Source organism: Pseudomonas sp. S07E 245 (assembly GCF_019599025.1).
Taxonomy (GTDB): Bacteria; Pseudomonadota; Gammaproteobacteria; order Pseudomonadales; family Pseudomonadaceae; genus Aquipseudomonas; species Aquipseudomonas shirazensis.
Genome location: NZ_CP080625.1, coordinates 499,109 through 521,499 on the forward strand (window position 1 = coordinate 499,109; position 22,391 = coordinate 521,499).

Here is a 22,391-nt window from a genome sequence, read left to right on the forward strand (position 1 = left end):
ACTGCCCCTAGGAATATCCCGATGCCGAAGGTTTTGCATCGGCTTAACGCGCACGTTAACCCGCTTCCGGCCGCGGTTTCGTAACGTTAATTTTACAAAATGTCGGTGATCCCGGAAAATCGCGGCCATGCGCGGTAGCTAAGCGCTATTTTTGTCAGCTTATCTTTACGACTTTTCTGCGTGCCGGTTAAAAATCGGCAGCTTCGAGATCTCTACATGCGTATCAAAGTGCATTGCCAGAACCGCATCGGCATCCTGCGGGACATCCTCAACCTGCTGGTGGAGTACGGCATCAACGTGCTGCGGGGGGAGGTGGGCGGCGACCATGGCAACGCGATCTACCTGCATTGCCCGAACCTGGTGAACCTGCAGTTTCAGGCGTTACGGCCCAAGTTCGAAGCCATCACCGGCGTATTCGGCGTCAAGCGGGTCGGCCTGATGCCCAGTGAGCGCCGGCACATGGAGCTCAACGCCCTGCTGGGCGCGCTCGAGTTTCCGGTGCTGTCGGTTGATATGGGCGGCAGCATCGTCGCCGCCAACCGGGCCGCCGCGCAGTTGCTGGGCGTGCGTGTGGATGAGGTGCCGGGCTTGCCGCTGGCGCGCTATGTCGAGGACTTTGACCTGCCTGAACTGGTCCGCGCCAACCAGTCGCGGATCAACGGCCTGCGGGTCAAGCTCAAGGGCGATGTGTTTCTGGCAGATATCGCGCCGCTACAGTCCGAGCACGATGAAAGCGAAGCGCTGGCCGGTGCTGTGTTGACCCTGCACCGCGCCGACCGCATCGGCGAGCGTATCTACAATGTGCGCAAGCAGGAGCTGCGCGGCTTTGACAGTATCTTCCAAAGCTCGAAAGTAATGGCGGCGGTAGTGCGCGAGGCGCGGCGCATGGCGCCTCTGGATGCGCCACTGCTGATTGAAGGTGAAACCGGCACGGGCAAGGAGCTGCTGGCGCGCGCCTGTCACCTGGCCAGCCCGCGCGGTCAGGCGCCGTTGATGGCGCTCAACTGTGCCGGCTTGCCGGAGTCGATGGCCGAGACCGAGCTGTTTGGCTACGGCCCGGGCGCATTCGAAGGTGCCCGCGCCGAGGGCAAGCTCGGTCTGCTCGAGCTGACCGCAGGCGGCACCTTGTTCCTCGATGGCGTTGCCGAGATGAGCCCGCGTCTGCAGGTCAAGCTGCTGCGCTTTTTGCAGGACGGCTGCTTTCGTCGGGTCGGCAGTGATGAAGAGGTATACCTGGATGTACGGGTCATCTGCGCGACCCAGGTGGACTTGTCCGAGTTGTGCGCGCGGGGTGAGTTCCGCCAGGACCTGTACCACCGCTTGAACGTGCTCTCGCTGCACATTCCGCCGCTGCGTGAATGCATGGATGGCCTGGACGGCTTGGTCGAGCATTTTCTGGATCAAGCCAGCCGGCAGATTGGCTGCCCACTACCCAAGTTGGTGTCGGCGGCCATGGATAAACTCGCGCACTATCACTGGCCGGGCAATGTGCGCCAACTTGAGAATGTACTGTTTCAAGCCGTTTCATTGTGTGAGGGCGGTGTGGTTAAAAGTGAGCATATCCGTTTGCCGGATTATGGTGTGCGCCAACCGTTGGGCGAGTTTTCCCTGGAGGGGCAACTTGCTGATATTGTCGGGCGTTTTGAAAGGGCGGTGTTGGAATCGTTGTTGGCGGAGTTTCCAAGTAGTCGTGCGTTGGGTAAACGCTTGGGCGTTTCACATACGACCATCGCTAATAAGTTGCGAGAATATGCGCTAGGTAAATCAGCGGATCAATAGTGCGGATTAAGCGAAAGGGGCCTTGCGGGCCCCTGTTTCATGCTGCTTAACCGTTCGAGCAGCCGTTGCCCATCACTCGGTATTCGAGAATGTGCTGTTGGCCCTGCGAGTCTTCATAGGTCATGCGGGCCGGTACCACTTCGCAGACATTGGGCACCGCGCTCATCGAGATAACACGGGCGATGTCCAGGTGCTGCGAGTAGTTGTACTGTTCAACCGGGATCTGCTTGGCGTTGTTTGCAAGGTCGTCGGCCAGTGCCGCGGTGCTGCAAAGAGTGCCAAGTGCCAATACCAGTAACGCTTTCATTTTCAGTTTACCTATACAGGGGCGAGAGGGTGCACGCAGCGCGTTTGGCGCTGCGCGTAAAACGATAATCAAGGGTTTTAATTATCTTGGGATTAACACCTGCCGGGTGGGGGCTACTGTCGGAAGTTAATCGCCTTGCCGTTGTTGGCGAGATGAATTTTAGGCCGCGGTGTACGGCTGAAACAGAGCGGGTTTTGATAAAGACTGTTGGCAGATTCTGTAACAATCCTGCGCCGCTGTACTGTGACCAGACTGGCGAAGTGCTGGCATGGCTGATCTAGAGCCATCGCTGAGGGAGCAGTGGGTAAAGGAGGGGGGCGCTACTACCAACGTCGAATGGCCCTGAGCACTCTGTTACAGTTAAAAACGGTTCCATACAAAAACAACTATTACACCGAGGTATCACAGATGAGTGCGGCTCCACTGTATCCCGTTCGTCCCGAGGTTGCGGCGACCACCCTGACCGACGAGGCCACCTACAAGGCCATGTACCAGCAATCGGTGATCAACCCCGATGGTTTCTGGCGCGAGCAGGCTCAGCGGCTGGACTGGATCAAGCCGTTCACCAAGGTCAAGCAGACCTCGTTCGACGACCATCATGTCGATATCAAATGGTTCGCCGATGGCACCCTCAACGTTTCCTACAACTGCCTGGACCGTCACCTTGAAGAGCGTGGCGATCAGGTAGCAATCATCTGGGAGGGCGACGACCCTTCCGAGAGCCGCAACATCACCTACCGCGAACTGCACGAGCAGGTCTGCAAGTTCGCCAACGCCCTGCGTGGCCAGGACGTGCACCGCGGTGACGTGGTGACCATCTACATGCCGATGATTCCCGAAGCTGTGGTCGCCATGCTGGCCTGTGCCCGCATCGGTGCGATCCATTCGGTAGTCTTCGGTGGTTTCTCGCCAGAAGCACTTGCGGGGCGGATCATCGACTGCAAGTCGAAGATCGTCATCACTGCCGACGAGGGCCTGCGTGGCGGTCGCCGTACCCCGCTCAAGGGCAACGTCGACCTGGCGCTGACCAACCCGGAAACCAGCAGCGTGCAGAAGATCATCGTCTGCAAGCGCACCGGTGGCGACATCGCCTGGCACCAGCATCGCGATATCTGGTACGAAGACCTGATGAAGGTTGCTTCCAGCCACTGTGCACCGAAAGAAATGGGCGCCGAAGAAGCACTGTTCATCCTCTACACCTCAGGTTCCACCGGCAAGCCAAAGGGCGTCTTGCACACCACCGGCGGCTACATGGTTTACGCCGCGCTGACCCATGAGCGGGTATTCGACTACCGCCCGGGTGAAGTCTACTGGTGCACCGCCGACGTCGGCTGGATCACCGGCCACAGCTACATCGTCTACGGCCCGCTGGCCAACGGCGCTACCACCGTGTTGTTCGAGGGTGTGCCAAACTATCCGGACATCACTCGTGTGTCGAAGATCATCGACAAGCACAAGGTCAATATCCTCTACACCGCACCGACCGCGATCCGCGCAATGATGGCTGAGGGGCAGGCTGCAGTCGAAGGTGCCGATGGCTCAAGCCTGCGCCTGCTCGGCTCGGTCGGCGAGCCGATCAACCCGGAAGCCTGGAACTGGTACCACCAGGCCGTAGGCAAGGGCCGTTGCCCGATCGTCGACACCTGGTGGCAGACCGAAACCGGCGGCATCCTCATCAGCCCGCTGCCAGGCGCGACTGGCCTCAAGCCGGGCTCGGCGACGCGGCCGTTCTTCGGTGTGGTGCCGGCGCTGGTCGACAACCTCGGCAACCTGATTGATGGTGCGGCCGAGGGTAACCTGGTGATTCTCGATTCGTGGCCAGGCCAGTCGCGCTCGCTGTATGGGGATCATGACCGCTTCGTCGATACCTATTTCAAGACCTTCCGCGGCATGTACTTCACCGGTGACGGCGCCCGTCGCGATGAAGATGGCTACTACTGGATCACCGGTCGTGTGGATGACGTGCTCAACGTTTCCGGCCACCGCATGGGTACCGCCGAGATCGAAAGCGCGATGGTCGCTCATGCAAAGGTCGCCGAGGCGGCGGTGGTGGGTGTGCCGCACGACATCAAGGGGCAGGGCATCTATGTCTATGTCACCCTCAACTCCGGTATCGAGCCTAGCGAGCAGTTGCGCCTTGAGCTGAAAAACTGGGTGCGCAAGGAGATCGGCCCGATTGCTTCGCCGGATGTTATCCAGTGGGCGCCAGGGCTGCCGAAGACCCGCTCGGGCAAGATCATGCGACGGATCCTGCGCAAGATCGCCACGGCTGAGTACGATGCCTTGGGTGATATTTCGACCTTGGCCGACCCTGGTGTGGTGCAGCATTTGATCGACACGCACAAGTCGATGAACCTGGCTTCGGCTTGATCAATCGGTGTGGAGGGGGCGCGCAGCAGCCCCACTCCCCAAGGCCCCGCTTCGGCGGGGTTTTTGCATTCTGTTACTTCGACATTCATCGGTAACCGATTTTGTCACCGGCGGCGCACCAAGGCGGGGCGTGGCTACCCACTCGGGCCCCAAAACAGGGCTGCCGTGGCTGTCAGCAAAACCGATGACACGCTGCACTTGCCGTATTACAAGGCTTTGCCAATAATAGGCGCACTTATTGCTTCGTTTACAGGTTGTTTCCTTTTCGCTCTTGCATAAATCGTAAGGGCTGTCAATATCGCCCGCTACTGTTTCATGCGCTTCTATAACTAGTTGTCGCTTTGAAGAAATATCGACTAACGGGCTGTCGTTAGAATGCCACTCACTCGCTCGTGGTCTGCGGCCCTGGTCGATACCTCTCGCGGCTTGCGTTGTACCCATTCGCATTCGGGCAGCTGTTACCCCCTGCCTTGTATTGCCCCGTACCGATGGAGTTACCTGATGAAGAAGCTTGCACTGCTTGGCGCCCTGGCGCTGTCCGTGTTTTCCCTGGTATCGCACGCCGATGAAAAACCGCTGAAAATCGGTATCGAGGCCGCTTACCCTCCGTTCGCTTTCAAGCAGCCTGATGGCAGCATTGCCGGCTTTGACTACGACATCGGCAATGCCCTGTGCACCGAGATGAAGGTCAAGTGCACCTGGGTCGAGCAAGAGTTCGACGGCCTGATCCCGGCACTCAAGGTGCGCAAGATCGACGCGATCCTGTCGTCGATGTCGATCACCGACGATCGCAAGAAGTCGGTCGACTTCACCAATCGCTACTACCTGACCCCGGCACGTCTGGTGATGAAAGACGGCACCACCGTCAGCGACTCGCTGGCCGAGCTCAAGGGCAAGAAGATCGGCGTGCAGCGCGGCTCGATCCACAACCGCTTCGCCAATGAAGTACTGGCCCCGCAAGGCGCAACTGTCGTGCCTTACGGCACGCAGAACGAAATCTACCTCGATGTCGCTGCCGGTCGTCTCGATGGCACTGTCGCCGACGCCACCCTGCTCGAAGACGGCTTCCTCAAGACCGACGCCGGCAAGGGCTTTGCCTTTGTAGGTCCGGCCTTCACCGACGCCAAGTACTTCGGCGACGGCATCGGTATCGCCGTGCGCAAGGGTGACAAGGCCAACCTTGATCGGATCAACGCTGCCATTGCCGCGATTCGCGCCAACGGCGAATACAAGAAGATCCAGGACAAGTACTTCAATTTCGACATCTACGGGCCTGAGGCCAAGTAAGACGTCGGACCGCAACTGTGCAATGGTGCAAACAGCAGAGGCTCTGAGGTTTGCACCATTTTTCATTCCCTAGGTCTGAGGAATCCCAATCATGTTGAAAGGCTACGGGGCAGTCATCCTCGATGGGGCGTGGCTGACGCTACAGCTCGCCCTGTCGTCGATGGCCCTGGCCATCGTGCTCGGTCTGATCGGCGTGGCGCTGCGCCTGTCGCCGGTGCGCTGGCTGGCCTGGCTCGGCGATATGTATGCCACGGTCATCCGCGGCATCCCGGATCTGGTGTTGATCCTGCTGATTTTCTACGGCGGCCAGGACTTGCTCAATCGGCTGGCGCCGCTGCTGGGCTATGACGACTACATCGACCTCAACCCGCTGGCTGCCGGTATCGGTACGCTGGGGTTCATCTTTGGCGCGTACCTGTCGGAAACCTTCCGCGGCGCGTTCCTGGGTATCCCCAAAGGGCAGGCCGAAGCCGGTGTGGCGTACGGCATGAGCAGCCGCCAGGTGTTCTTCCGGGTGATGGTGCCGCAGATGATCCGCCTGGCCATTCCGGGCTTCACCAACAACTGGCTGGTATTGACCAAGGCGACCGCGTTGATCTCGGTGGTCGGTCTGCAAGACATGATGTTCAAGGCCAAGCAGGCGGCTGATGCCACCCGCGAACCCTTCACTTTCTTCCTGGCGGTGGCTGCGCTGTACCTGGTGCTCACCAGTGTTTCGCTGCTGGCGTTGAAATACCTTGAACGGCGCTACTCGGTAGGCGTCAAGGCGGCAGAACTATGATCTTTGACTACAACGTCATCTGGGAAGCCATGCCGCTGTACCTGGGCGGCTTGCTGACGACCCTGAAATTGCTGGCGTTCTCGCTGCTGTTCGGTTTGCTGGCAGCGGTACCGCTGGGGCTGATGCGGGTGTCCAAGCAGCCGCTGGTGAATGTGCCGGCCTGGCTCTACACCTATGTCATTCGCGGCACGCCAATGCTGGTGCAGCTGTTCTTGATCTACTACGGCCTGGCTCAGTTCGAGGCAGTGCGCGAGAGTATCTTCTGGCCGTGGCTGTCCAGCGCAACTTTCTGCGCGTGCCTGGCGTTTGCCGTCAATACCAGCGCCTACACCGCTGAAATCATCGCCGGCAGCCTCAAGGCCACGCCCCATGGCGAGATCGAAGCTGCCAAGGCGATGGGCATGTCGCGCTACAAGATGTACCGCCGGATCCTGCTGCCGTCTGCCATGCGCCGCGCGCTGCCGCAGTACAGCAACGAAGTGATCATGATGCTGCAGACCACCAGCCTGGCCTCGATCGTGACCCTGATCGACATCACCGGCGCGGCGCGTACCGTCAATGCCCAGTACTACCTGCCTTTCGAGGCCTACATCACCGCGGGTGTGTTCTACCTGTGCCTGACCTTCATTCTGGTGCGCCTGTTCAAGATGGCCGAACGCCGCTGGCTGGGCTACCTGGCGCCGCGCAAGCACTGACCGCTCTGTGAGAACCGACAGCATGTACAAACTCGAAGTCCAAGACCTGCACAAGCGCTACGGCAGCCATGAAGTGCTCAAGGGCGTGTCCCTGGCGGCCAAGGCCGGCGATGTGATCAGCATCATCGGCTCCAGCGGTTCGGGCAAGTCGACCTTCCTGCGTTGCATCAACCTGCTCGAGCAACCGCATGCGGGCAAGATTCTGCTCAACAACGAAGAGCTCAAGCTGGTTGCCGGCAAGGAAGGCGCGCTCAAGGCGGCCGATCCGCGCCAGTTGCAGCGGATGCGTTCGCGCTTGTCGATGGTGTTTCAGCATTTCAATCTGTGGGCGCACATGACCGCGCTCGAGAACATCATCGAAGCGCCGGTGCATGTGCTCGGCATGAACAAGAAAGAAGCCCTGGAGAAAGCCGAGCATTACCTGGCCAAGGTCGGCGTCTCGCACCGCAAGGACGCCTACCCTGGGCATATGTCCGGTGGTGAGCAGCAACGTGTGGCGATTGCCCGTGCGCTGGCCATGGAACCGGAGGTGATGCTGTTCGACGAGCCGACCTCGGCACTCGACCCGGAGCTGGTCGGTGATGTGCTCAAGGTCATGCAATCGTTGGCCCAGGAGGGTCGCACCATGGTTGTGGTGACCCACGAAATGGGCTTTGCCCGCGAGGTCTCCAATCAGCTGGTGTTCCTGCATAAAGGCATCGTCGAGGAGCGTGGCAATCCGCGTGAAGTGCTGGTCAATCCGCAGTCGGAACGGCTCCAGCAGTTTCTCTCGGGCAGCTTGAAGTAACGCTGCACCTTTGCACCAGAATAGGGCATGCTGCGCAGCGAGCGCAGCCATCCCCGGCGCAACTGACGCCACCTCTTCTCAGGTTTCGGACCACGCCCTATGACCACCCAGCGTATCGGCTTTCTCATCTGGCCCAACACCCGGCCGCTGACCTTGGCCCTAGCCGAAGAAGCACTGCTGGTGGCTCAGCGGGTACATCCGGAAGTTATCTACGATCTGGTGTTTCTCCAGGCTGAGCCTGGCGAGCAGCAGGGCTGGCAGTTGCCGGGTGAGGCCTGGAATGGTCGGCTCGAAGGTTTCCAGAAGCTCTTCGTGCTGGCTGACGAGCCGCCGCAGGCGGTCACGGCCGCGCTGTCGTCCGGGCTCAAGCAGCTGGCTCGCAGCGGATGCGTCATTGCCGGGCTGGCGGCGGGCGTCTATCCCCTGGCGCAGCTCGGCCTGCTCGATGGTTATCGCGCCGCGGTGCATTGGCGCTGGCAGGATGATTTTGCCGAACGCTTCCCCAAGGTAATTGCCACCAGCCATCTGTTCGACTGGGACCGTGATCGCCTGACCGCCTGTGGTGGCATGGCCGTGGTCGACCTGCTGCTGGCCGTGCTGGCCCGTGACCATGGCGCCGAGCTTGCCGGTGCGGTATCCGAGGAGCTGGTGGTCGAGCGCATTCGCGAGGGCGGCGAGCGGCAGCGTATTCCGCTGCAGAACCGCCTTGGCTCCAGCCATCCCAAGCTGACCCAGGCCGTGCTGTTGATGGAAGCCAACATCGAAGAGCCGCTGACCACCGATGAGATTGCCCAGCATGTGTGCGTCTCGCGGCGCCAGCTGGAGCGGATTTTCAAGCAGTACCTCAATCGCGTGCCGAGCCAGTATTACCTTGAGCTGCGCTTGAACAAGGCGCGGCAGATGTTGATGCAGACCAGCAAGTCGATCATCCAGATCGGGCTGTCGTGCGGGTTCTCGTCGGGGCCGCATTTTTCCAGCGCCTACCGCAACTTCTTCGGCGCGACGCCGCGGGAAGACCGCAACCAGCGGCGCAACAACAGCCCGTTCGAGTTGAGTTCAGCGACTTCAGTCGACAAGTAGGATGATGGGCCGTTGCATGGCCCTTCGCGGGCAAGCCCGATCCCACATTGGGTAGCGGTCAAGCCTGTGGGAGCGGGCTTGCCCGCGAAGGGTCGTGCAACGGCCCCAACTATCATGTGAACAACTGTTCTCTCAATTACCCGCCACCTCTCCCCGACAGTTCCTCGCTCCTTTACACTGCGCGATTGCGACAGTGTTTGTCGCATTGCCGAAAACCTCTGTGAAACACGGTTTAGCGCTGTAACAAGTTGTCGCTTGGCCGCAAGGACAGGCGCTGATCAGTCCTTACAATCCCCCCATCGCTCGCCAATCCCAGGCCAGCGTTTCTCTTCAGGAGACTCAGATGTCCGTTGAGCAAGCCCCGGTGCAACGTGCCGATTTCGACCAGGTCATGGTTCCCAACTACGCCCCGGCGGCGTTCATTCCGGTGCGAGGCGAGGGCTCTCGAGTCTGGGACCAGGCGGGCCGCGAACTGATCGACTTTGCCGGCGGCATCGCGGTAAACGCCCTGGGTCATTGCCATCCGGCGCTGGTCAAGGCACTGACCGAGCAGGCCAATACCCTCTGGCATGTATCCAATGTTTTCACCAACGAGCCGGCGTTGCGTCTGGCGCACAAGCTGGTCGACGCGACCTTTGCCGACAAGGCATTTTTCTGCAACTCCGGCGCCGAGGCCAACGAGGCTGCGTTCAAGCTGGCCCGTCGGGTTGCCCATGATCGCTTCGGCCCGGACAAGCACGAAATCATCTCCACCGTGAACAGCTTCCACGGTCGCACCCTGTTTACCGTCAGCGTCGGCGGCCAGCCGAAGTACTCCGACGGCTTCGGCCCGAAGATCACTGGCATCAGCCATGTGCCGTACAACGACCTTGAAGCGCTCAAGGCACAGATCTCCGACAAGACCTGCGCGGTGGTGATCGAGCCGATCCAGGGTGAGAGCGGCGTAGTGCCTGCTGACCTGGCTTACCTGGAAGGTGCGCGCAAGCTGTGTGACGAGCACAACGCGCTGCTGATCTTCGACGAAGTGCAGACCGGGGTCGGCCGTACCGGCCACCTGTATGCCTACCAGCATTACGGCGTGATCCCGGACATCCTCTCCAGCGCCAAGAGCCTGGGCGGCGGCTTCCCGATCGGCGCCATGCTGACCACCGACGACATTGCCAAGCATCTGGTCGCCGGTACTCATGGCACTACCTACGGCGGCAACCCGCTGGGCTGCGCCGTGGCCTGTGCAGTACTGGATGTGATCAACACCCCGCAGACCCTGGCCGCTGTCACTGCCAAGCACGAGCGCTTCAAGGCACGCCTGGAGAAGATCGAGCTGTTCAGCCTCGTCCGCGGTGTCGGCCTGCTGATCGGCTGCGTGTTGACCGATGCCTGGAAAGGCAAGGCCAAGGACGTGCTCAACGCCGCCGAGAAAGAAGGCCTTATGGTGTTGCAGGCTGGCCCGGATGTAGTGCGTTTTGCACCGAGCCTGGTCATCGAGGATGCCGATATCGACGAAGGCCTGGACCGCTTCGAACGCGCGGTAGCCAAGCTGCTGCAAGGCTGACATACAGCGATTCTGTCGCCGCTGTCAGTAGTGCCAGCGGCGACAGCAGAATTCCAGCGCGGGTGCCTTGTCTCAGGCGGGCACCCGCCGTTTTGCCGCACCACGCTGTGCGGCCCGTATTCCCGAAAGGAGTGACACCATGCTGGTAATGCGCCCCGCGCAAATGGCTGACCTGAATGAAGTGCAGCGCATGGCTGCGGACAGCCCGGTTGGTGTCACTTCGCTGCCTGATGACGCTGCGCGTCTGGGCGACAAGATTGCCGCGTCGGAAACCTCGTTTGCCGCCGAGGTCAGCTTCAATGGCGAAGAGAGCTACTTCTTTGTGCTCGAAGACACCAGCACCGGCAAGCTGGCCGGCTGCTCGGCCATCGTCGCCTCGGCGGGCTACTCGGAGCCGTTCTACAGCTTTCGTAACGAGACCTTTGTGCATGCTTCGCGCGAGCTGAAGATTCACAACAAGATCCACGTCCTGTCGCTGTGCCACGACCTCACCGGCAACAGCCTGCTGACCAGCTTCTACGTGCTGCCGGAGCTGGTGGCCAGCGGCTTTGCCGAGCTCAATTCGCGCGGCCGCCTGCTGTTCATGGCCGCCCACCCGGAGCGCTTTGCCGACTCGGTGGTTACCGAGATCGTCGGCTACAGCGACGAGCAGGGCGAGTCGCCGTTCTGGGATTCGATCGGGCGTAACTTCTTCGACCTGAACTATTCCGACGCCGAGCGCCTGTGCGGGCTGAAGAGCCGGACCTTCCTCGCCGAGCTGATGCCGCATTATCCGATCTATGTACCGCTGCTGCCGGACCACGCTCAGGAGGCGATGGGTCAGGTGCATCCGCGGGCGCAGATCACCTTCGACATCCTCATGCGTGAAGGCTTCGAGACCGAGCATTACATCGACATCTTCGACGGTGGCCCGACCCTGCACGCACGTGCCTCGGGGATCCGCTCGATCAGCCAGAGCCGAGTAGTTCCGATCAAGCTCGACGAGGCCTCAGTCAAGGGTGGCCGCTCGTACCTGGTCTGCAATGGCCAGTTGCAGGACTACCGCGCCGTGTTGCTGGAGCTGGACTGGGTGCCGGGCAAGCCGGTCAGCCTGAGTAGTGAAGCGGCCGATGCCCTGGGCGTCGGTGAAGGTGCCAGCGTGCGCCTGGTCGCTGTTTGAGCGGCCTGGCCATAGCGCCAGCGTTCGCGACCCGCACCCGTCTTGCGGCCGGCACAGACCGCCGCTCAAGGAGATAGCATGATCGTTCGTCCTGTACGCAGCAGCGATTTACCCGCGCTCATCGAAATGGCGCGCAGCGCCGGTACCACTGGCCTGACTACCCTGCCGGCCAACGAAGAGCGGCTGGCTCAGCGCGTGCGCTGGGCTGAAAAGAGCTTCACCGGTGAGGCCGGGCGGGCCGACACCGATTACCTGTTCGTGCTTGAAAACGACGAAGGCCTGGTGGTCGGTATCAGCGCCATCGCCGGTGCCGTCGGCCTGCGTGAACCCTGGTACAACTACCGGGTCGGCCTGACCGTCAGCGCTTCGCAGGAGCTGAATATCTACCGCGAGATCCCGACCCTGTTCCTGGCCAACGACCTCACCGGCAACTCCGAGCTGTGTTCGTTGTTTCTGCGCAGTGATCACCGCAACGGCCTCAACGGTCGCCTGCTGTCGAAGGCGCGCATGCTGTTCATCGCCGAGTTCCCTGAGCTGTTCGGCAAGAAGGTCATCGCCGAGATGCGCGGGATCTCCGACGCCGCAGGCCGCTCGCCGTTCTGGGAGTCGCTGGGCCGGCACTTCTTCAAGATGGAGTTCAGCCAGGCTGACTATCTGACCGGCGTGGGTAACAAGGCCTTCATCGCCGAATTGATGCCCAAGTTCCCGCTGTACACGTGCTTCCTTTCCGAGGCTGCACGCAGTGTGGTCGGCCGGGTACACACCGACACCGAGCCGGCGCTGGCCATGCTCGAGCGCGAAGGTTTCAATTACCAGGGCTACGTCGACATCTTCGATGCAGGCCCGGCAATCGAATGCGACACGGCGAAGATCCGTGCCGTGCGCGAAAGCCAGAATCTGGTGCTGGCAGTAGGCACTCCAGGCGATGACGCCACGCCGTACCTGATCCACAACCGCAAACGCGAAGACTGCCGCATCACCGCAGCGCCAGCGCGGCTGGCGGCCGGCACGCTGGTGGTCGACGCGCTGACGGCGAAACGCCTGCGCCTGGGCGTGGGTGACCACGTGCGCGCAGTCACCTTGTCCGCCAGTCGGGAGGCGCAGTGATGACGACCCATTACATCGCAGGGCAATGGCAGGCTGGCCAGGGTGAGGCGCTGCAGTCGCTGAACCCGGTCACCCAGGCGCTCGTCTGGGCGGGGCAGGGCGCTGCTGCTGGCCAGGTTGCCGCCGCAGTAAGCGCGGCTCGCGAGGCGTTCCCGGCCTGGGCGCTGCTCAGTCTGGAAGCACGCATCGCGGTGCTGGAAGCCTTCGCCGAGCAGCTCAAGGCCCATGCTGACGACCTGGCCCGCTGCATCGGTGAAGAAACCGGTAAGCCGTTGTGGGAGTCGGCAACCGAAGTCACCAGCATGGTCAACAAGGTGGCGATCTCGGTGCAGAGCTATCGTGAACGCACTGGTGAAAAAAGCGGCCCGCTTGGCGATGCGACTGCCGTGCTGCGGCACAAGCCCCATGGCGTGGTGGCGGTGTTCGGCCCGTACAACTTCCCTGGCCATTTGCCCAACGGGCATATTGTGCCGGCGCTGCTGGCCGGTAACTGCGTGGTGTTCAAGCCAAGTGAGCTGACCCCGAAAGTGGCCGAGCTGACGGTCAAATGCTGGATCGCGGCGGGTGTGCCTGCGGGTGTGCTCAATCTGGTTCAGGGCGCCCGTGAGACTGGCGTGGCGCTGGCTGCCGATGCTGGTATCGACGGTTTGTTCTTCACCGGCTCCAGCCGCACCGGCAACCTGCTGCACCAGCAATTTGCCGGGCGCCCGGAAAAGATTCTGGCGCTGGAAATGGGTGGCAACAATCCGTTGGTGGTCGATCAGGTCAAGGATCTCGACGCGGCCGTCTATACCATCATTCAGTCGGCGTTCATTTCTGCCGGCCAACGCTGCACCTGCGCGCGTCGCTTGCTGGTGCCCGAGGGCGCCTGGGGTGACAGCCTGCTGGCGCGGCTGGTCGAGGTCTGCCGCAGCATCACGGTTGGCGCCTATGACCTGCAACCCGCGCCGTTCATGGGCTCGGTGATTTCCCTGGCGGCGGCCCAGGCCCTGCTTGATGCTCAGCAAGCGCTGATCGGCAAGGGTGCGCTGGCGCTGCTGGCGATGACTCAGCCGCAAGCAGGTGCGGCGCTGCTGACGCCTGGCATCATCGATGTCACAGGCGTTGCAGAGCGCCCTGATGAAGAGTTCTTCGGGCCGTTGCTGCAGGTCATTCGCTACGCCGACTTCGACAGCGCGATCGACCAGGCCAACGCCACCCAATACGGCCTGGCCGCCGGTTTGTTGTCTGACTCGCATGCGCGCTATCAGCATTTCTGGCTGCGTAGCCGCGCCGGTATCGTCAACTGGAACAAACAGCTCACCGGGGCCGCCAGCAGTGCGCCATTCGGTGGCGTCGGCGCCAGCGGCAACCACCGCGCCAGCGCTTACTACGCGGCCGACTACTGCGCTTACCCCGTGGCATCGCTGGAGACCGCCAGCCTCGCCTTGCCGGCGACATTGACGCCGGGCGTCACCCTATAACAAATGGTCTCGGAGCCTTGCCGATGAAATCCTATGAAGTGAATTTTGATGGCCTGGTAGGGCCGACCCACAATTACGGCGGCCTGTCGTACGGCAACGTGGCCTCGCAGAGCAACAGCCAGCAGTGCTCCAACCCGCGCGAAGCGGCGCGTCAGGGCCTGGCCAAGATGAAGGCGCTGATCGACATGGGCTTCAAGCAGGGCGTACTCGCCCCGCAGGAGCGCCCGGCCGTTGCTGCCCTGCGCCGGCTCGGCTTCAGCGGCAGTGACGCCGAGGTGATCCGTCGCGCCGCCCAGGAGGCCATGCCCTTGCTGGTTGCCAGTTGCTCGGCTTCGAGCATGTGGGTGGCCAACGCGGCAACGGTCAGCCCGAGCGCCGACACTGCCGATGGCCGCGTGCATTTCACTGCCGCCAACCTCAACTGCAAGTATCACCGCAGCATCGAGCATCCGACCACCAGCCGCGTGCTGGCGGCGATGTTCGCCGATGAGCAGGTATTCGCCCACCACCAGGCGCTGCCGGCGGTGGCCCAGTTTGGTGACGAAGGCGCGGCCAACCACACGCGCTTCTGTCGCAGCTATGGCGAGCCCGGCGTAGAGTTTTTTGTCTACGGCCGCAGTGCCTTCGACAGCCGCTACCCGGCGCCGCAGAAGTACCCGGCACGCCAGACCCTGGAAGCTTCGCAGGCCGTCGCTCGCTTGCACGGCCTCAGTGCTGATGGGGTGGTCTACGCTCAACAGAATCCAGCGGTGATCGACCAGGGCGTGTTCCATAACGACGTGATTTCGGTAGGTAACGGCGAAGTGCTGTTCTACCACGAGGATGCCTTCCTCGAGACTGATGCGGTGCTTGCCCAGCTGCAGGCTAAACTGGCCGGCAAGGGTGGCAAGTTCCAGGGCATCTGCGTGCCACGGGCGGCGGTGGCAGTGGAGGACGCGGTGCGTTCCTACCTGTTCAACAGCCAACTGCTGTCACGCGAAGACGGCTCGATGCTGCTGGTGGTGCCGGAAGAGTGCCGCAACAACCCGCGCGTCTGGGACTACCTGAGCCAGTTGACCAGCCAGGGTGGCCCGGTCAAGGAGGTCAAGGTGTTCGATCTCAAGCAGAGCATGCAGAACGGCGGCGGCCCGGCGTGCCTGCGTCTGCGCGTGGCCTTGAAAGAATCCGAGCTGGCGGCGGTCAATCCAGGGGTTATCATGTCGGCGCCGCTGTACGACAGCCTGATCCAGTGGGTCGATCGGCACTATCGCGATCGCATGAGCGACAGCGACCTGGCCGACCCGCAACTGCTCACCGAATGCCGTACGGCCCTGGATGACCTGACCCAACTGCTCAAGCTGGGCTCGGTCTATCCGTTCCAACGCCAACCCTGAAGAGAGAATTACGTAATGTCTGACGCCCTGCGCCTGATCCTGGAAGACGATGATGGCACCCAACTGGAAACCTCCTGCACGCGCTTTGCCGTGCTCTGGCAGGGCAAGGAAGTCTGGATTCAGCAGGACGGCCGCGGCCAGCTGCTGATCGGTGTGGATGTCGCTGAAGGCGATGCCGAGTTCGCCAACCTGCTGCTGCGCCCGATGGCCACCAACCTGGTCAGCCTGCAGCTGGAGATGGAGCCGGCTGAGCTGGGCGACGACGATGAGGATGGCCACGTGCACGGCCCGGATTGCGGTCACCACCACTAAGGATGTGCCTATGCTCGCCCTCGGCAAACTGCTTGACCTGACGCTTGGCGGCCGTGAGCCGGGCGAGAAGACTCAATCGACATCAGCAGGTCTGCGCCTGCGTTGGCTGGGGGAGGGCGCGCTGGAAGTGACGCCGCCGAAGGTGGACGACGGCACCTTGCACCTGCTGCTGTCGGCGGGTATTCACGGTAACGAGACCGCGCCGATCGAGTTGCTCGATCAATTGCTGCAGGGCATCGCCAGGGGCGAGATCGTGCCGCAGGCGCGGGTCCTGTTCCTGTTTGGCAGCCCAATGGCGATGCGTGCAGGCCAGCGTTACCTTGAGCAGGACCTGAACCGCTTGTTCAACGGTCGGCACGAATCGTCGAGCGGCTTCGAAGCGCTGCGTGCTGCCGAGTTGGAGCAGTACGCCCGCACGTTCTTCAGCGTGGCTGGGCGCAATCGCCTGCACTACGACCTGCACACCGCGATCCGCGGCTCGAAGATCGAGCAGTTTGCCCTGTACCCGTACAAGGACGGCCGCCAGCATTCGCGCCGCGAGTTGGCGCGCCTGAGCCAGGCCGGGATGCAGGCGGTGTTGCTGCAGAGCAAGACCTCGATCACCTTCAGTGCCTTCACCTACGAACAGCTCGAAGCCGAGGCGTTTACCCTGGAACTGGGCAAGGCGCGCCCGTTCGGGCAGAACGAAGAGGTCAACCTTGACCGTTTGCACAAGCGCCTGGTGCAGATCATCGAAGGCAAGGAGCCGGCGGTCGACGACAGTTTCGACGGCCTGCAACTGTTCAGCGTGGCCCGCGAAATCATCAAGCACAGCGACCACTTCCACCTGCACCTGCCGGATGACATCGAAAATTTCTCCGAACTGAGCAAGGGCTACCTGCTGGCCGAAGATCTGGCTGAAACTCGCTGGATCGTCGAGGAGGAGGGCGCGCGGATCATTTTCCCCAACCCCAAGGTGCGCAACGGCCTGCGTGCGGGCATTCTGATCGTGCCCGATTCGGGCCAGCGCCTGAGCTGATCCGTACCATTTGTCGCTGGCTGCGCGCTGCGCGGCCAGCCTCGAGCGGCGCATCCTGGCTGATTTTCCCTGCCCCAGCGGTAATTGGCTTGCCAGCGGCCAAACCCTCGCCTTAGCATCCCCTTCAAGTTTTTAGCCGTGCTGACCTGAAATTGCCCGCAAACGACCTTTCAGGGCGCATAAACACACTGCATCCAGCTTGCAGGACCGATATAATGCGGCCCTTTGCCGTCGTTTCGACGTGTTTGCCTTAACGGCCGCCGTTTCCGTGGAAGAACCTATGAAAAGCGCAGAAATCCGTGAAGCCTTCCTTCGCTTCTTCGAGGAGCAGGGCCACACCCGTGTTGCCTCCAGCTCCCTGATCCCGGGCAACGACCCGACCCTGCTGTTCACCAATGCCGGCATGAACCAGTTCAAGGACTGCTTCCTCGGCCAGGAAAAGCGCGCCTACACCCGCGCCGCCAGCAGCCAGAAGTGCGTCCGCGCCGGCGGCAAGCACAACGACCTGGAAAACGTCGGTTACACCGCGCGTCACCACACCTTCTTCGAAATGCTGGGCAACTTCAGCTTCGGCGACTACTTCAAGCGTGACGCGATCACCTATGCCTGGACCTTCCTGACTTCGCCGCAGTGGCTGAACCTGCCCCAGGAAAAACTCTGGGTCACGGTCTACGCCAGCGATGACGAAGCCTACGACATCTGGACCAAGGAAATCGGCGTGCCGGCCGAGCGCATGGTGCGCATTGGCGACAACAAAGGCGCGCCTTACGCTTCGGACAACTTCTGGACCATGGGCGACACCGGCCCATGCGGCCCGTGCACCGAGATCTTCTTTGACCACGGCGCCGATATCTGGGGTGGCCCACCCGGCTCGCCAGAAGAAGACGGCGACCGCTACATCGAGATCTGGAACAACGTCTTCATGCAGTTCAACCGCACCGCCGATGGCGTCCTCCACCCGCTGCCAGCGCCGTCGGTGGATACCGGCATGGGCCTGGAGCGGATCAGTGCGGTGATGCAGCATGTGCACTCGAACTACGAGATCGACCTGTTCCAGAACCTGCTGGTAGCCGCAGCCCAGGCCATCGGTTGCAGCAACGACGGCCAGCCTTCGCTGAAAGTCGTCGCCGACCATATTCGTTCGTGCGGCTTCCTCATCGCCGATGGCGTGCTGCCGTCCAACGAAGGCCGCGGCTACGTGCTGCGCCGGATCATTCGCCGCGCTTGCCGTCACGGCAACAAACTCGGTGCCAAGGGCAGCTTCTTCTACCAGATCGTCGCTGCCCTGGTCGCCGAGATGGGCCAGGCCTTCCCTGAGCTGAGCAGCCAGCAGGCGCACATCGAGCGCGTCCTCAAGAGCGAAGAAGAGCAGTTCGCCAAGACCCTCGAGCAGGGCCTGCGCATCCTCGAGCAGGACCTGGCCCAGCTGCAGGGCACTACCGTCCCGGGTGACGTGGTGTTCAAGCTGTATGACACCTATGGCTTCCCGATGGACCTGACCGCCGACATCGCCCGTGAGCGCGAGCTGACCATCGACGAAGCCGGTTTCGAGCGCGAGATGGAAGCCCAGCGCGAGCGCGCCCGCTCCGCCAGCGCCTTCGGCATGGACTACAACAGCCTGGTCAAGGTCGATGTTGCCACCGAGTTCCTCGGCTACCAGGCAACCACGGCACAGGCCAAGGTCGTCGCGCTGTACAAGGACGGCCAAGCCGTCGAGCAGCTGCATGAAGGCGACGAAGGCGTGGTGGTGCTTGATCGCACGCCGTTCTACGCCGAGTCCGGCGGCCAGATTGGCGATGCCGGCTACCTGCAGGCCGCCGACGTGCGCTTTGATGTGCGTGATACCACCAAGACTGCCGGTGCTTTCCTGCACCACGGTGTAGTCGCCACTGGCGCGCTGCGCGTAGGCGCCGAAGTTGAAGCGCAGGTGGATGCCGAAGTGCAGCACGCCACCTCGCTGAACCACTCCGCGACTCACCTGCTGCACGCGGCGCTGCGCCAGGTGCTCGGCGATCACGTCCAGCAGAAAGGCTCGCTGGTCGACAGCCAGCGCCTGCGCTTTGACTTCAGCCACTTCGAGGCGGTCAAGCCAGAGCAGCTCAAGGCGCTGGAAGACATCGTCAACCGCGAAGTGCGCAAGAACTCCGAGGTGCAAACCGAAGAGACCGACATCGAAACCGCCAAGCGCAAAGGTGCAATGGCGTTGTTCGGCGAAAAATACGGCGACAGCGTGCGCGTGTTGAGCATGGGCGGTGATTTTTCGGTGGAGCTGTGCGGTGGTATCCATGCCAAGCGCACCGGCGACATCAGCCTGTTCAAGATCATCAGCGAAGGCGGCGTGGCTTCTGGCGTGCGCCGTATCGAAGCGATCACCGGGGCTGCGGCACTGGCTTACCTGAACGCTGCTGAAGAGCAGGTCAAGGAAGCTGCGCAATTGGTCAAGGGTAACCGTGACAACCTGATCGACAAGCTGGCGGCGGTGCTCGAGCGCAACCGTCAGCTGGAAAAACAGCTTGAACAGCTGCAGGCCAAGGCCGCCAGCGCTGCCGGAGATGATCTCTCCAACGCAGCCGTTGAGGTCAAAGGCGCCAAGGTTCTCGCCGCTCGCCTTGACGGGCAGGATGGCAAGGCTCTGCTGGCGCTGGTCGATCAACTGAAGAACAAGCTCGGCCACGCAGTGATCCTGCTGGGCAGTGAGCATGAGGGCAAGGTCGTGCTGGTGGCTGGCGTGACCAAAGACCTCTCCGGCCAACTCAAGGCCGGCGATCTGATGAAGCAGGCCGCTGCGGCGGTTGGCGGTAAAGGCGGTGGTCGTCCGGACATGGCCCAGGGTGGCGGCGTCGACGTCGCTGCACTGGACAGTGCCCTGGCCCTGGCTGTGCCGTTCGCCGAACAGCGGCTTTGAGATGAAACGGCCCGCTAGTGATAGCGGGCCGTTTCAGGTTGGATTGTTTATTGGGTGCCCATCACGGGCAGAGGCAGCTTTGAAATGGCGTTGATCGTACAGAAATTTGGCGGCACCTCTGTCGGATCCATCGAGCGGATCGAGCAGGTTGCCGACAAGGTCAAGAAATTCCGCGAGGCAGGCGATGACCTGGTCGTGGTCCTGTCGGCCATGAGCGGGGAGACCAACCGCTTGCTGGACCTGGCCAAGCAGATTAGCGACAAGCCGGTTCCGCGTGAGCTGGACGTGATCGTGTCGACTGGCGAGCAGGTGACCATTGCCCTGCTGGCCATGGCCTTGATCAAGCGTGGCGTGCCGGCGGTGTCCTACACCGGCAACCAGGTGCGCATTCTCACCGACAGCGCGCATAACAAGGCGCGCATCCTGCAGATCGACGACCAGAAGATTCGTGCCGACCTCAAGGCTGGCCGTGTGGTTGTCGTGGCGGGCTTCCAGGGCGTCGACGAGAACGGCAGCATCACCACCCTCGGTCGTGGCGGTTCGGACACCACTGGTGTGGCCCTGGCGGCCGCGCTGAAGGCTGACGAGTGCCAGATCTACACCGACGTCGATGGTGTCTACACCACCGACCCGCGGGTGGTACCGCAGGCGCGCCGTCTGGAGAAGATCACCTTCGAAGAGATGCTGGAAATGGCCAGCCTCGGTTCCAAGGTGCTGCAGATCCGCTCTGTCGAATTCGCCGGCAAGTACAACGTTCCGTTGCGCGTGCTGCACAGTTTCAAGGAGGGTCCAGGTACCCTCATTACCATTGATGAAGAGGAATCCATGGAACAGCCGATCATTTCCGGTATCGCCTTCAACCGTGATGAAGCCAAGCTGACCATTCGTGGCGTGCCGGATACCCCAGGCGTTGCCTTCAAGATCCTCGGCCCGATCAGCGCTTCGAACATCGAAGTCGACATGATCGTGCAGAACGTTGCCCACGATAACACCACCGATTTTACCTTCACCGTGCACCGCAACGAGTACGAAGCGGCGCACAAGGTGTTGGAAAACACTGCGCGCGAGATCGGCGCCCGTGAAGTGATCGGCGATACCAAGATTGCCAAGGTATCGATCGTCGGCGTCGGCATGCGCTCGCACGCCGGCGTTGCCAGCCGTATGTTCGAAGCGCTGGCCAAGGAGACCATCAACATCCAGATGATCTCCACGTCCGAGATCAAGGTTTCGGTGGTCATCGAAGAGAAGTACCTCGAGCTGGCCGTGCGCGCCCTGCACACCGCCTTCGAGCTGGATGCGCCTGCCCGCCAAGGCGAGTAACGTGTAGTCAGGAGGAGGGCGCGGCTTGCCGCGCCCTTCGCGTTTCCGGCCGCCGGATGGGCCCTGTCCTGTCCTCTCTGGCGGCCACACACGCTGACTGTGCGTCCCGCAGCCAGCGCGCTACCTCAGACTGTTGTCCCTGATTGAACTGCGTAAGGAGAAAGCTATGTTGATTCTGACTCGTCGGTGCGCCGAGAGCCTGATCATTGGTGACGGTGAGATCACCGTTACGGTCCTGGGTGTCAAAGGCAACCAGGTACGAATTGGCGTTAGCGCGCCCAAGGAAGTCGCGGTTCACCGCGAAGAAATCTACCTGCGAATCAAGAAAGAGAAGGACGAAGAACCAACCCTTTAATTTTTATCAGATTTTTTTTAAAAAAGGGTTTGCAAACGGGGAGGGCTCTGGTTATAGTACGCCCCGTGTTGCGGTGAGGTGGCCGAGTGGCCGAAGGCGCTCCCCTGCTAAGGGAGTATACCTCATAAGGGTATCGGGGGTTCGAATCCCCCCTTCACCGCCATTATTCGCTTAGGGCGCTTCAACTGGCCAAGATTACTAAGTCGTTGAAATTAAACGAAAAAGTACTTGGCAAATCGGTAAAGCGATCTATAATGCGCGGCAAGACATGGACTCATAGCTCAGCTGGATAGAGTACTCGGCTACGAACCGAGCGGTCGCAGGTTCGAATCCTGCTGAGTCCACCATACAACATGAAGGTTTTGCTCGCAGAGCCGGATTGTTCAACCAGTGGTAATCTGGTCTAAAACTACCAACTTGGACTCATAGCTCAGCTGGATAGAGTACTCGGCTACGAACCGAGCGGTCGCAGGTTCGAATCCTGCTGAGTCCACCATATAGCACGGTGGTTGTGCTTGCACAGGCACCTTGTTTCAACCAGTGGTAACCTGGTCTAAAACTACCAACTTGGACTCATAGCTCAGCTGGATAGAGTACTCGGCTACGAACCGAGCGGTCGCAGGTTCGAATCCTGCTGAGTCCACCATCTTCATCAAGAAGCCCGCTTTTATAGCGGGCTTTTTGTTGTCTGCAATTCACCGAATTGTCAGTAAGCCGGACTAGACTGTGCGAGTAGGGCGC

At 61.4% G+C, this 22,391-nt stretch carries 18 protein-coding genes and 4 tRNA genes; 21 read left to right on the top strand and 1 reads right to left on the bottom strand.

The window, feature by feature from the left end:
- The first annotated feature begins 216 nt into the window (after positions 1-216).
- Positions 217-1,779 carry a sigma-54-dependent transcriptional regulator gene (locus K3F44_RS02340; RefSeq protein ID WP_103436599.1) on the top strand — a complete coding sequence of 521 codons (1,563 nt, stop codon included), beginning with the start codon at positions 217-219 and terminating at the stop codon, positions 1,777-1,779.
- 46 nt (positions 1,780-1,825) lie between these two features.
- On the opposite strand, the gene K3F44_RS02345 is transcribed toward K3F44_RS02340, so the two are convergent.
- Positions 1,826-2,086 (bottom strand): DUF2790 domain-containing protein, encoded by a 261-nt coding sequence (locus K3F44_RS02345; RefSeq protein ID WP_101317702.1) that lies wholly within the window; start codon positions 2,084-2,086, stop codon positions 1,826-1,828.
- Positions 2,087-2,494: 408 nt separating this feature from the next.
- On the opposite strand from K3F44_RS02345, the gene acs reads away from it, so the two are divergent.
- The 20 genes from acs to K3F44_RS02445 all read left to right on the top strand — a co-directional run bounded on the left by acs (position 2,495) and on the right by K3F44_RS02445 (position 22,296).
- Positions 2,495-4,456 carry an acetate--CoA ligase gene (gene acs / locus K3F44_RS02350; RefSeq protein ID WP_150569805.1) on the top strand — a complete coding sequence of 654 codons (1,962 nt, stop codon included), beginning with the start codon at positions 2,495-2,497 and terminating at the stop codon, positions 4,454-4,456.
- Between the two features lie 501 nt (positions 4,457-4,957).
- Entirely contained in the window at positions 4,958-5,743 is a 786-nt protein-coding gene (locus K3F44_RS02355) for an ABC transporter substrate-binding protein (protein ID WP_101317704.1), read from the top strand.
- A gap of 91 nt (positions 5,744-5,834) precedes the next feature.
- On the top strand, positions 5,835-6,524 hold the full coding sequence (locus K3F44_RS02360; RefSeq protein WP_101317706.1) for an ABC transporter permease: 690 nt from the start codon (positions 5,835-5,837) through the stop codon (positions 6,522-6,524).
- On the top strand, positions 6,521-7,219 hold the full coding sequence (locus K3F44_RS02365) for an ABC transporter permease (protein ID WP_101317708.1): 699 nt from the start codon (positions 6,521-6,523) through the stop codon (positions 7,217-7,219). The genes K3F44_RS02360 and K3F44_RS02365 overlap by 4 nt, the downstream gene beginning before the upstream one ends.
- 22 nt (positions 7,220-7,241) lie before the next feature.
- Positions 7,242-8,006 (top strand): ABC transporter ATP-binding protein, encoded by a 765-nt coding sequence (locus tag K3F44_RS02370; protein ID WP_101317710.1) that lies wholly within the window; start codon positions 7,242-7,244, stop codon positions 8,004-8,006.
- A gap of 99 nt (positions 8,007-8,105) precedes the next feature.
- A complete protein-coding gene (argR, locus tag K3F44_RS02375; RefSeq protein WP_220633270.1) occupies positions 8,106-9,086 on the top strand; it encodes a transcriptional regulator ArgR in 981 nt (326 codons plus the stop codon).
- Between the two features lie 343 nt (positions 9,087-9,429).
- Positions 9,430-10,638, top strand: a complete 1,209-nt coding sequence (locus K3F44_RS02380; protein ID WP_181088168.1) for an aspartate aminotransferase family protein — start codon at positions 9,430-9,432, stop codon at positions 10,636-10,638.
- Between the two features lie 139 nt (positions 10,639-10,777).
- Positions 10,778-11,797, top strand: coding sequence for an arginine/ornithine succinyltransferase subunit alpha (aruF, locus tag K3F44_RS02385; RefSeq protein WP_220633271.1), 1,020 nt, complete (start codon positions 10,778-10,780; stop codon positions 11,795-11,797).
- Between the two features lie 78 nt (positions 11,798-11,875).
- A complete protein-coding gene (gene astA / locus K3F44_RS02390; protein WP_101317718.1) occupies positions 11,876-12,904 on the top strand; it encodes an arginine N-succinyltransferase in 1,029 nt (342 codons plus the stop codon).
- On the top strand, positions 12,901-14,367 hold the full coding sequence (gene astD, locus K3F44_RS02395; protein ID WP_181088166.1) for a succinylglutamate-semialdehyde dehydrogenase: 1,467 nt from the start codon (positions 12,901-12,903) through the stop codon (positions 14,365-14,367). Before astA ends, astD begins: the two co-directional genes overlap by 4 nt.
- Positions 14,368-14,390: 23 nt before the next feature.
- On the top strand, positions 14,391-15,740 hold the full coding sequence (astB, locus tag K3F44_RS02400) for an N-succinylarginine dihydrolase (RefSeq protein ID WP_220633272.1): 1,350 nt from the start codon (positions 14,391-14,393) through the stop codon (positions 15,738-15,740).
- Positions 15,741-15,755: 15 nt separating this feature from the next.
- Positions 15,756-16,052: a topoisomerase II gene (locus K3F44_RS02405; protein WP_101317724.1), complete on the top strand. Its 297-nt coding sequence runs from the start codon at positions 15,756-15,758 to the stop codon at positions 16,050-16,052.
- 10 nt (positions 16,053-16,062) lie between these two features.
- The gene (astE, locus tag K3F44_RS02410) at positions 16,063-17,070 is read left to right on the top strand and encodes a succinylglutamate desuccinylase (protein ID WP_150569799.1); all 1,008 of its coding nucleotides are present in this window, start codon (positions 16,063-16,065) and stop codon (positions 17,068-17,070) included.
- 280 nt (positions 17,071-17,350) lie between these two features.
- On the top strand, positions 17,351-19,975 hold the full coding sequence (alaS, locus tag K3F44_RS02415; protein WP_150569798.1) for an alanine--tRNA ligase: 2,625 nt from the start codon (positions 17,351-17,353) through the stop codon (positions 19,973-19,975).
- An 84-nt stretch (positions 19,976-20,059) separates the two neighbouring features.
- Complete coding sequence (locus K3F44_RS02420) at positions 20,060-21,295, top strand: aspartate kinase (protein WP_101317730.1); 1,236 nt, start codon at positions 20,060-20,062, stop codon at positions 21,293-21,295.
- A 166-nt stretch (positions 21,296-21,461) separates the two neighbouring features.
- On the top strand, positions 21,462-21,650 hold the full coding sequence (gene csrA / locus K3F44_RS02425) for a carbon storage regulator CsrA (protein WP_043209419.1): 189 nt from the start codon (positions 21,462-21,464) through the stop codon (positions 21,648-21,650).
- A 72-nt stretch (positions 21,651-21,722) separates the two neighbouring features.
- Positions 21,723-21,813, top strand: a tRNA-Ser gene (locus tag K3F44_RS02430).
- 107 nt (positions 21,814-21,920) lie between these two features.
- Positions 21,921-21,997 (top strand) — tRNA-Arg (locus tag K3F44_RS02435).
- Positions 21,998-22,069: 72 nt separating this feature from the next.
- A tRNA-Arg gene (locus K3F44_RS02440) sits at positions 22,070-22,146 on the top strand.
- A gap of 73 nt (positions 22,147-22,219) precedes the next feature.
- Positions 22,220-22,296: transfer RNA gene (locus K3F44_RS02445), tRNA-Arg, on the top strand.
- The last annotated feature ends 95 nt before the right edge of the window (positions 22,297-22,391 follow it).

What these genes read in the sequence shown, in the direction of transcription:
- aruF (WP_220633271.1), top strand. Translation starts at nt 10,778, where the DNA reads ATGCTGGTAATGCGCCCCGCGCAAATGGCTGACCTGAATGAAGTGCAG.
- csrA (WP_043209419.1), top strand. Translation starts at nt 21,462, where the DNA reads ATGTTGATTCTGACTCGTCGGTGCGCCGAGAGCCTGATCATTGGTGAC.
- acs (WP_150569805.1), top strand. Translation starts at nt 2,495, where the DNA reads ATGAGTGCGGCTCCACTGTATCCCGTTCGTCCCGAGGTTGCGGCGACC.
- K3F44_RS02355 (WP_101317704.1), top strand. Translation starts at nt 4,958, where the DNA reads ATGAAGAAGCTTGCACTGCTTGGCGCCCTGGCGCTGTCCGTGTTTTCC.
- K3F44_RS02370 (WP_101317710.1), top strand. Translation starts at nt 7,242, where the DNA reads ATGTACAAACTCGAAGTCCAAGACCTGCACAAGCGCTACGGCAGCCAT.
- astE (WP_150569799.1), top strand. Translation starts at nt 16,063, where the DNA reads ATGCTCGCCCTCGGCAAACTGCTTGACCTGACGCTTGGCGGCCGTGAG.
- K3F44_RS02345 (WP_101317702.1), bottom strand. Translation starts at nt 2,086, where the DNA reads ATGAAAGCGTTACTGGTATTGGCACTTGGCACTCTTTGCAGCACCGCG.
- astA (WP_101317718.1), top strand. Translation starts at nt 11,876, where the DNA reads ATGATCGTTCGTCCTGTACGCAGCAGCGATTTACCCGCGCTCATCGAA.
- argR (WP_220633270.1), top strand. Translation starts at nt 8,106, where the DNA reads ATGACCACCCAGCGTATCGGCTTTCTCATCTGGCCCAACACCCGGCCG.
- K3F44_RS02340 (WP_103436599.1), top strand. Translation starts at nt 217, where the DNA reads ATGCGTATCAAAGTGCATTGCCAGAACCGCATCGGCATCCTGCGGGAC.
- K3F44_RS02420 (WP_101317730.1), top strand. Translation starts at nt 20,060, where the DNA reads ATGGCGTTGATCGTACAGAAATTTGGCGGCACCTCTGTCGGATCCATC.
- K3F44_RS02380 (WP_181088168.1), top strand. Translation starts at nt 9,430, where the DNA reads ATGTCCGTTGAGCAAGCCCCGGTGCAACGTGCCGATTTCGACCAGGTC.
- K3F44_RS02365 (WP_101317708.1), top strand. Translation starts at nt 6,521, where the DNA reads ATGATCTTTGACTACAACGTCATCTGGGAAGCCATGCCGCTGTACCTG.
- K3F44_RS02360 (WP_101317706.1), top strand. Translation starts at nt 5,835, where the DNA reads ATGTTGAAAGGCTACGGGGCAGTCATCCTCGATGGGGCGTGGCTGACG.
- K3F44_RS02405 (WP_101317724.1), top strand. Translation starts at nt 15,756, where the DNA reads ATGTCTGACGCCCTGCGCCTGATCCTGGAAGACGATGATGGCACCCAA.
- astB (WP_220633272.1), top strand. Translation starts at nt 14,391, where the DNA reads ATGAAATCCTATGAAGTGAATTTTGATGGCCTGGTAGGGCCGACCCAC.
- alaS (WP_150569798.1), top strand. Translation starts at nt 17,351, where the DNA reads ATGAAAAGCGCAGAAATCCGTGAAGCCTTCCTTCGCTTCTTCGAGGAG.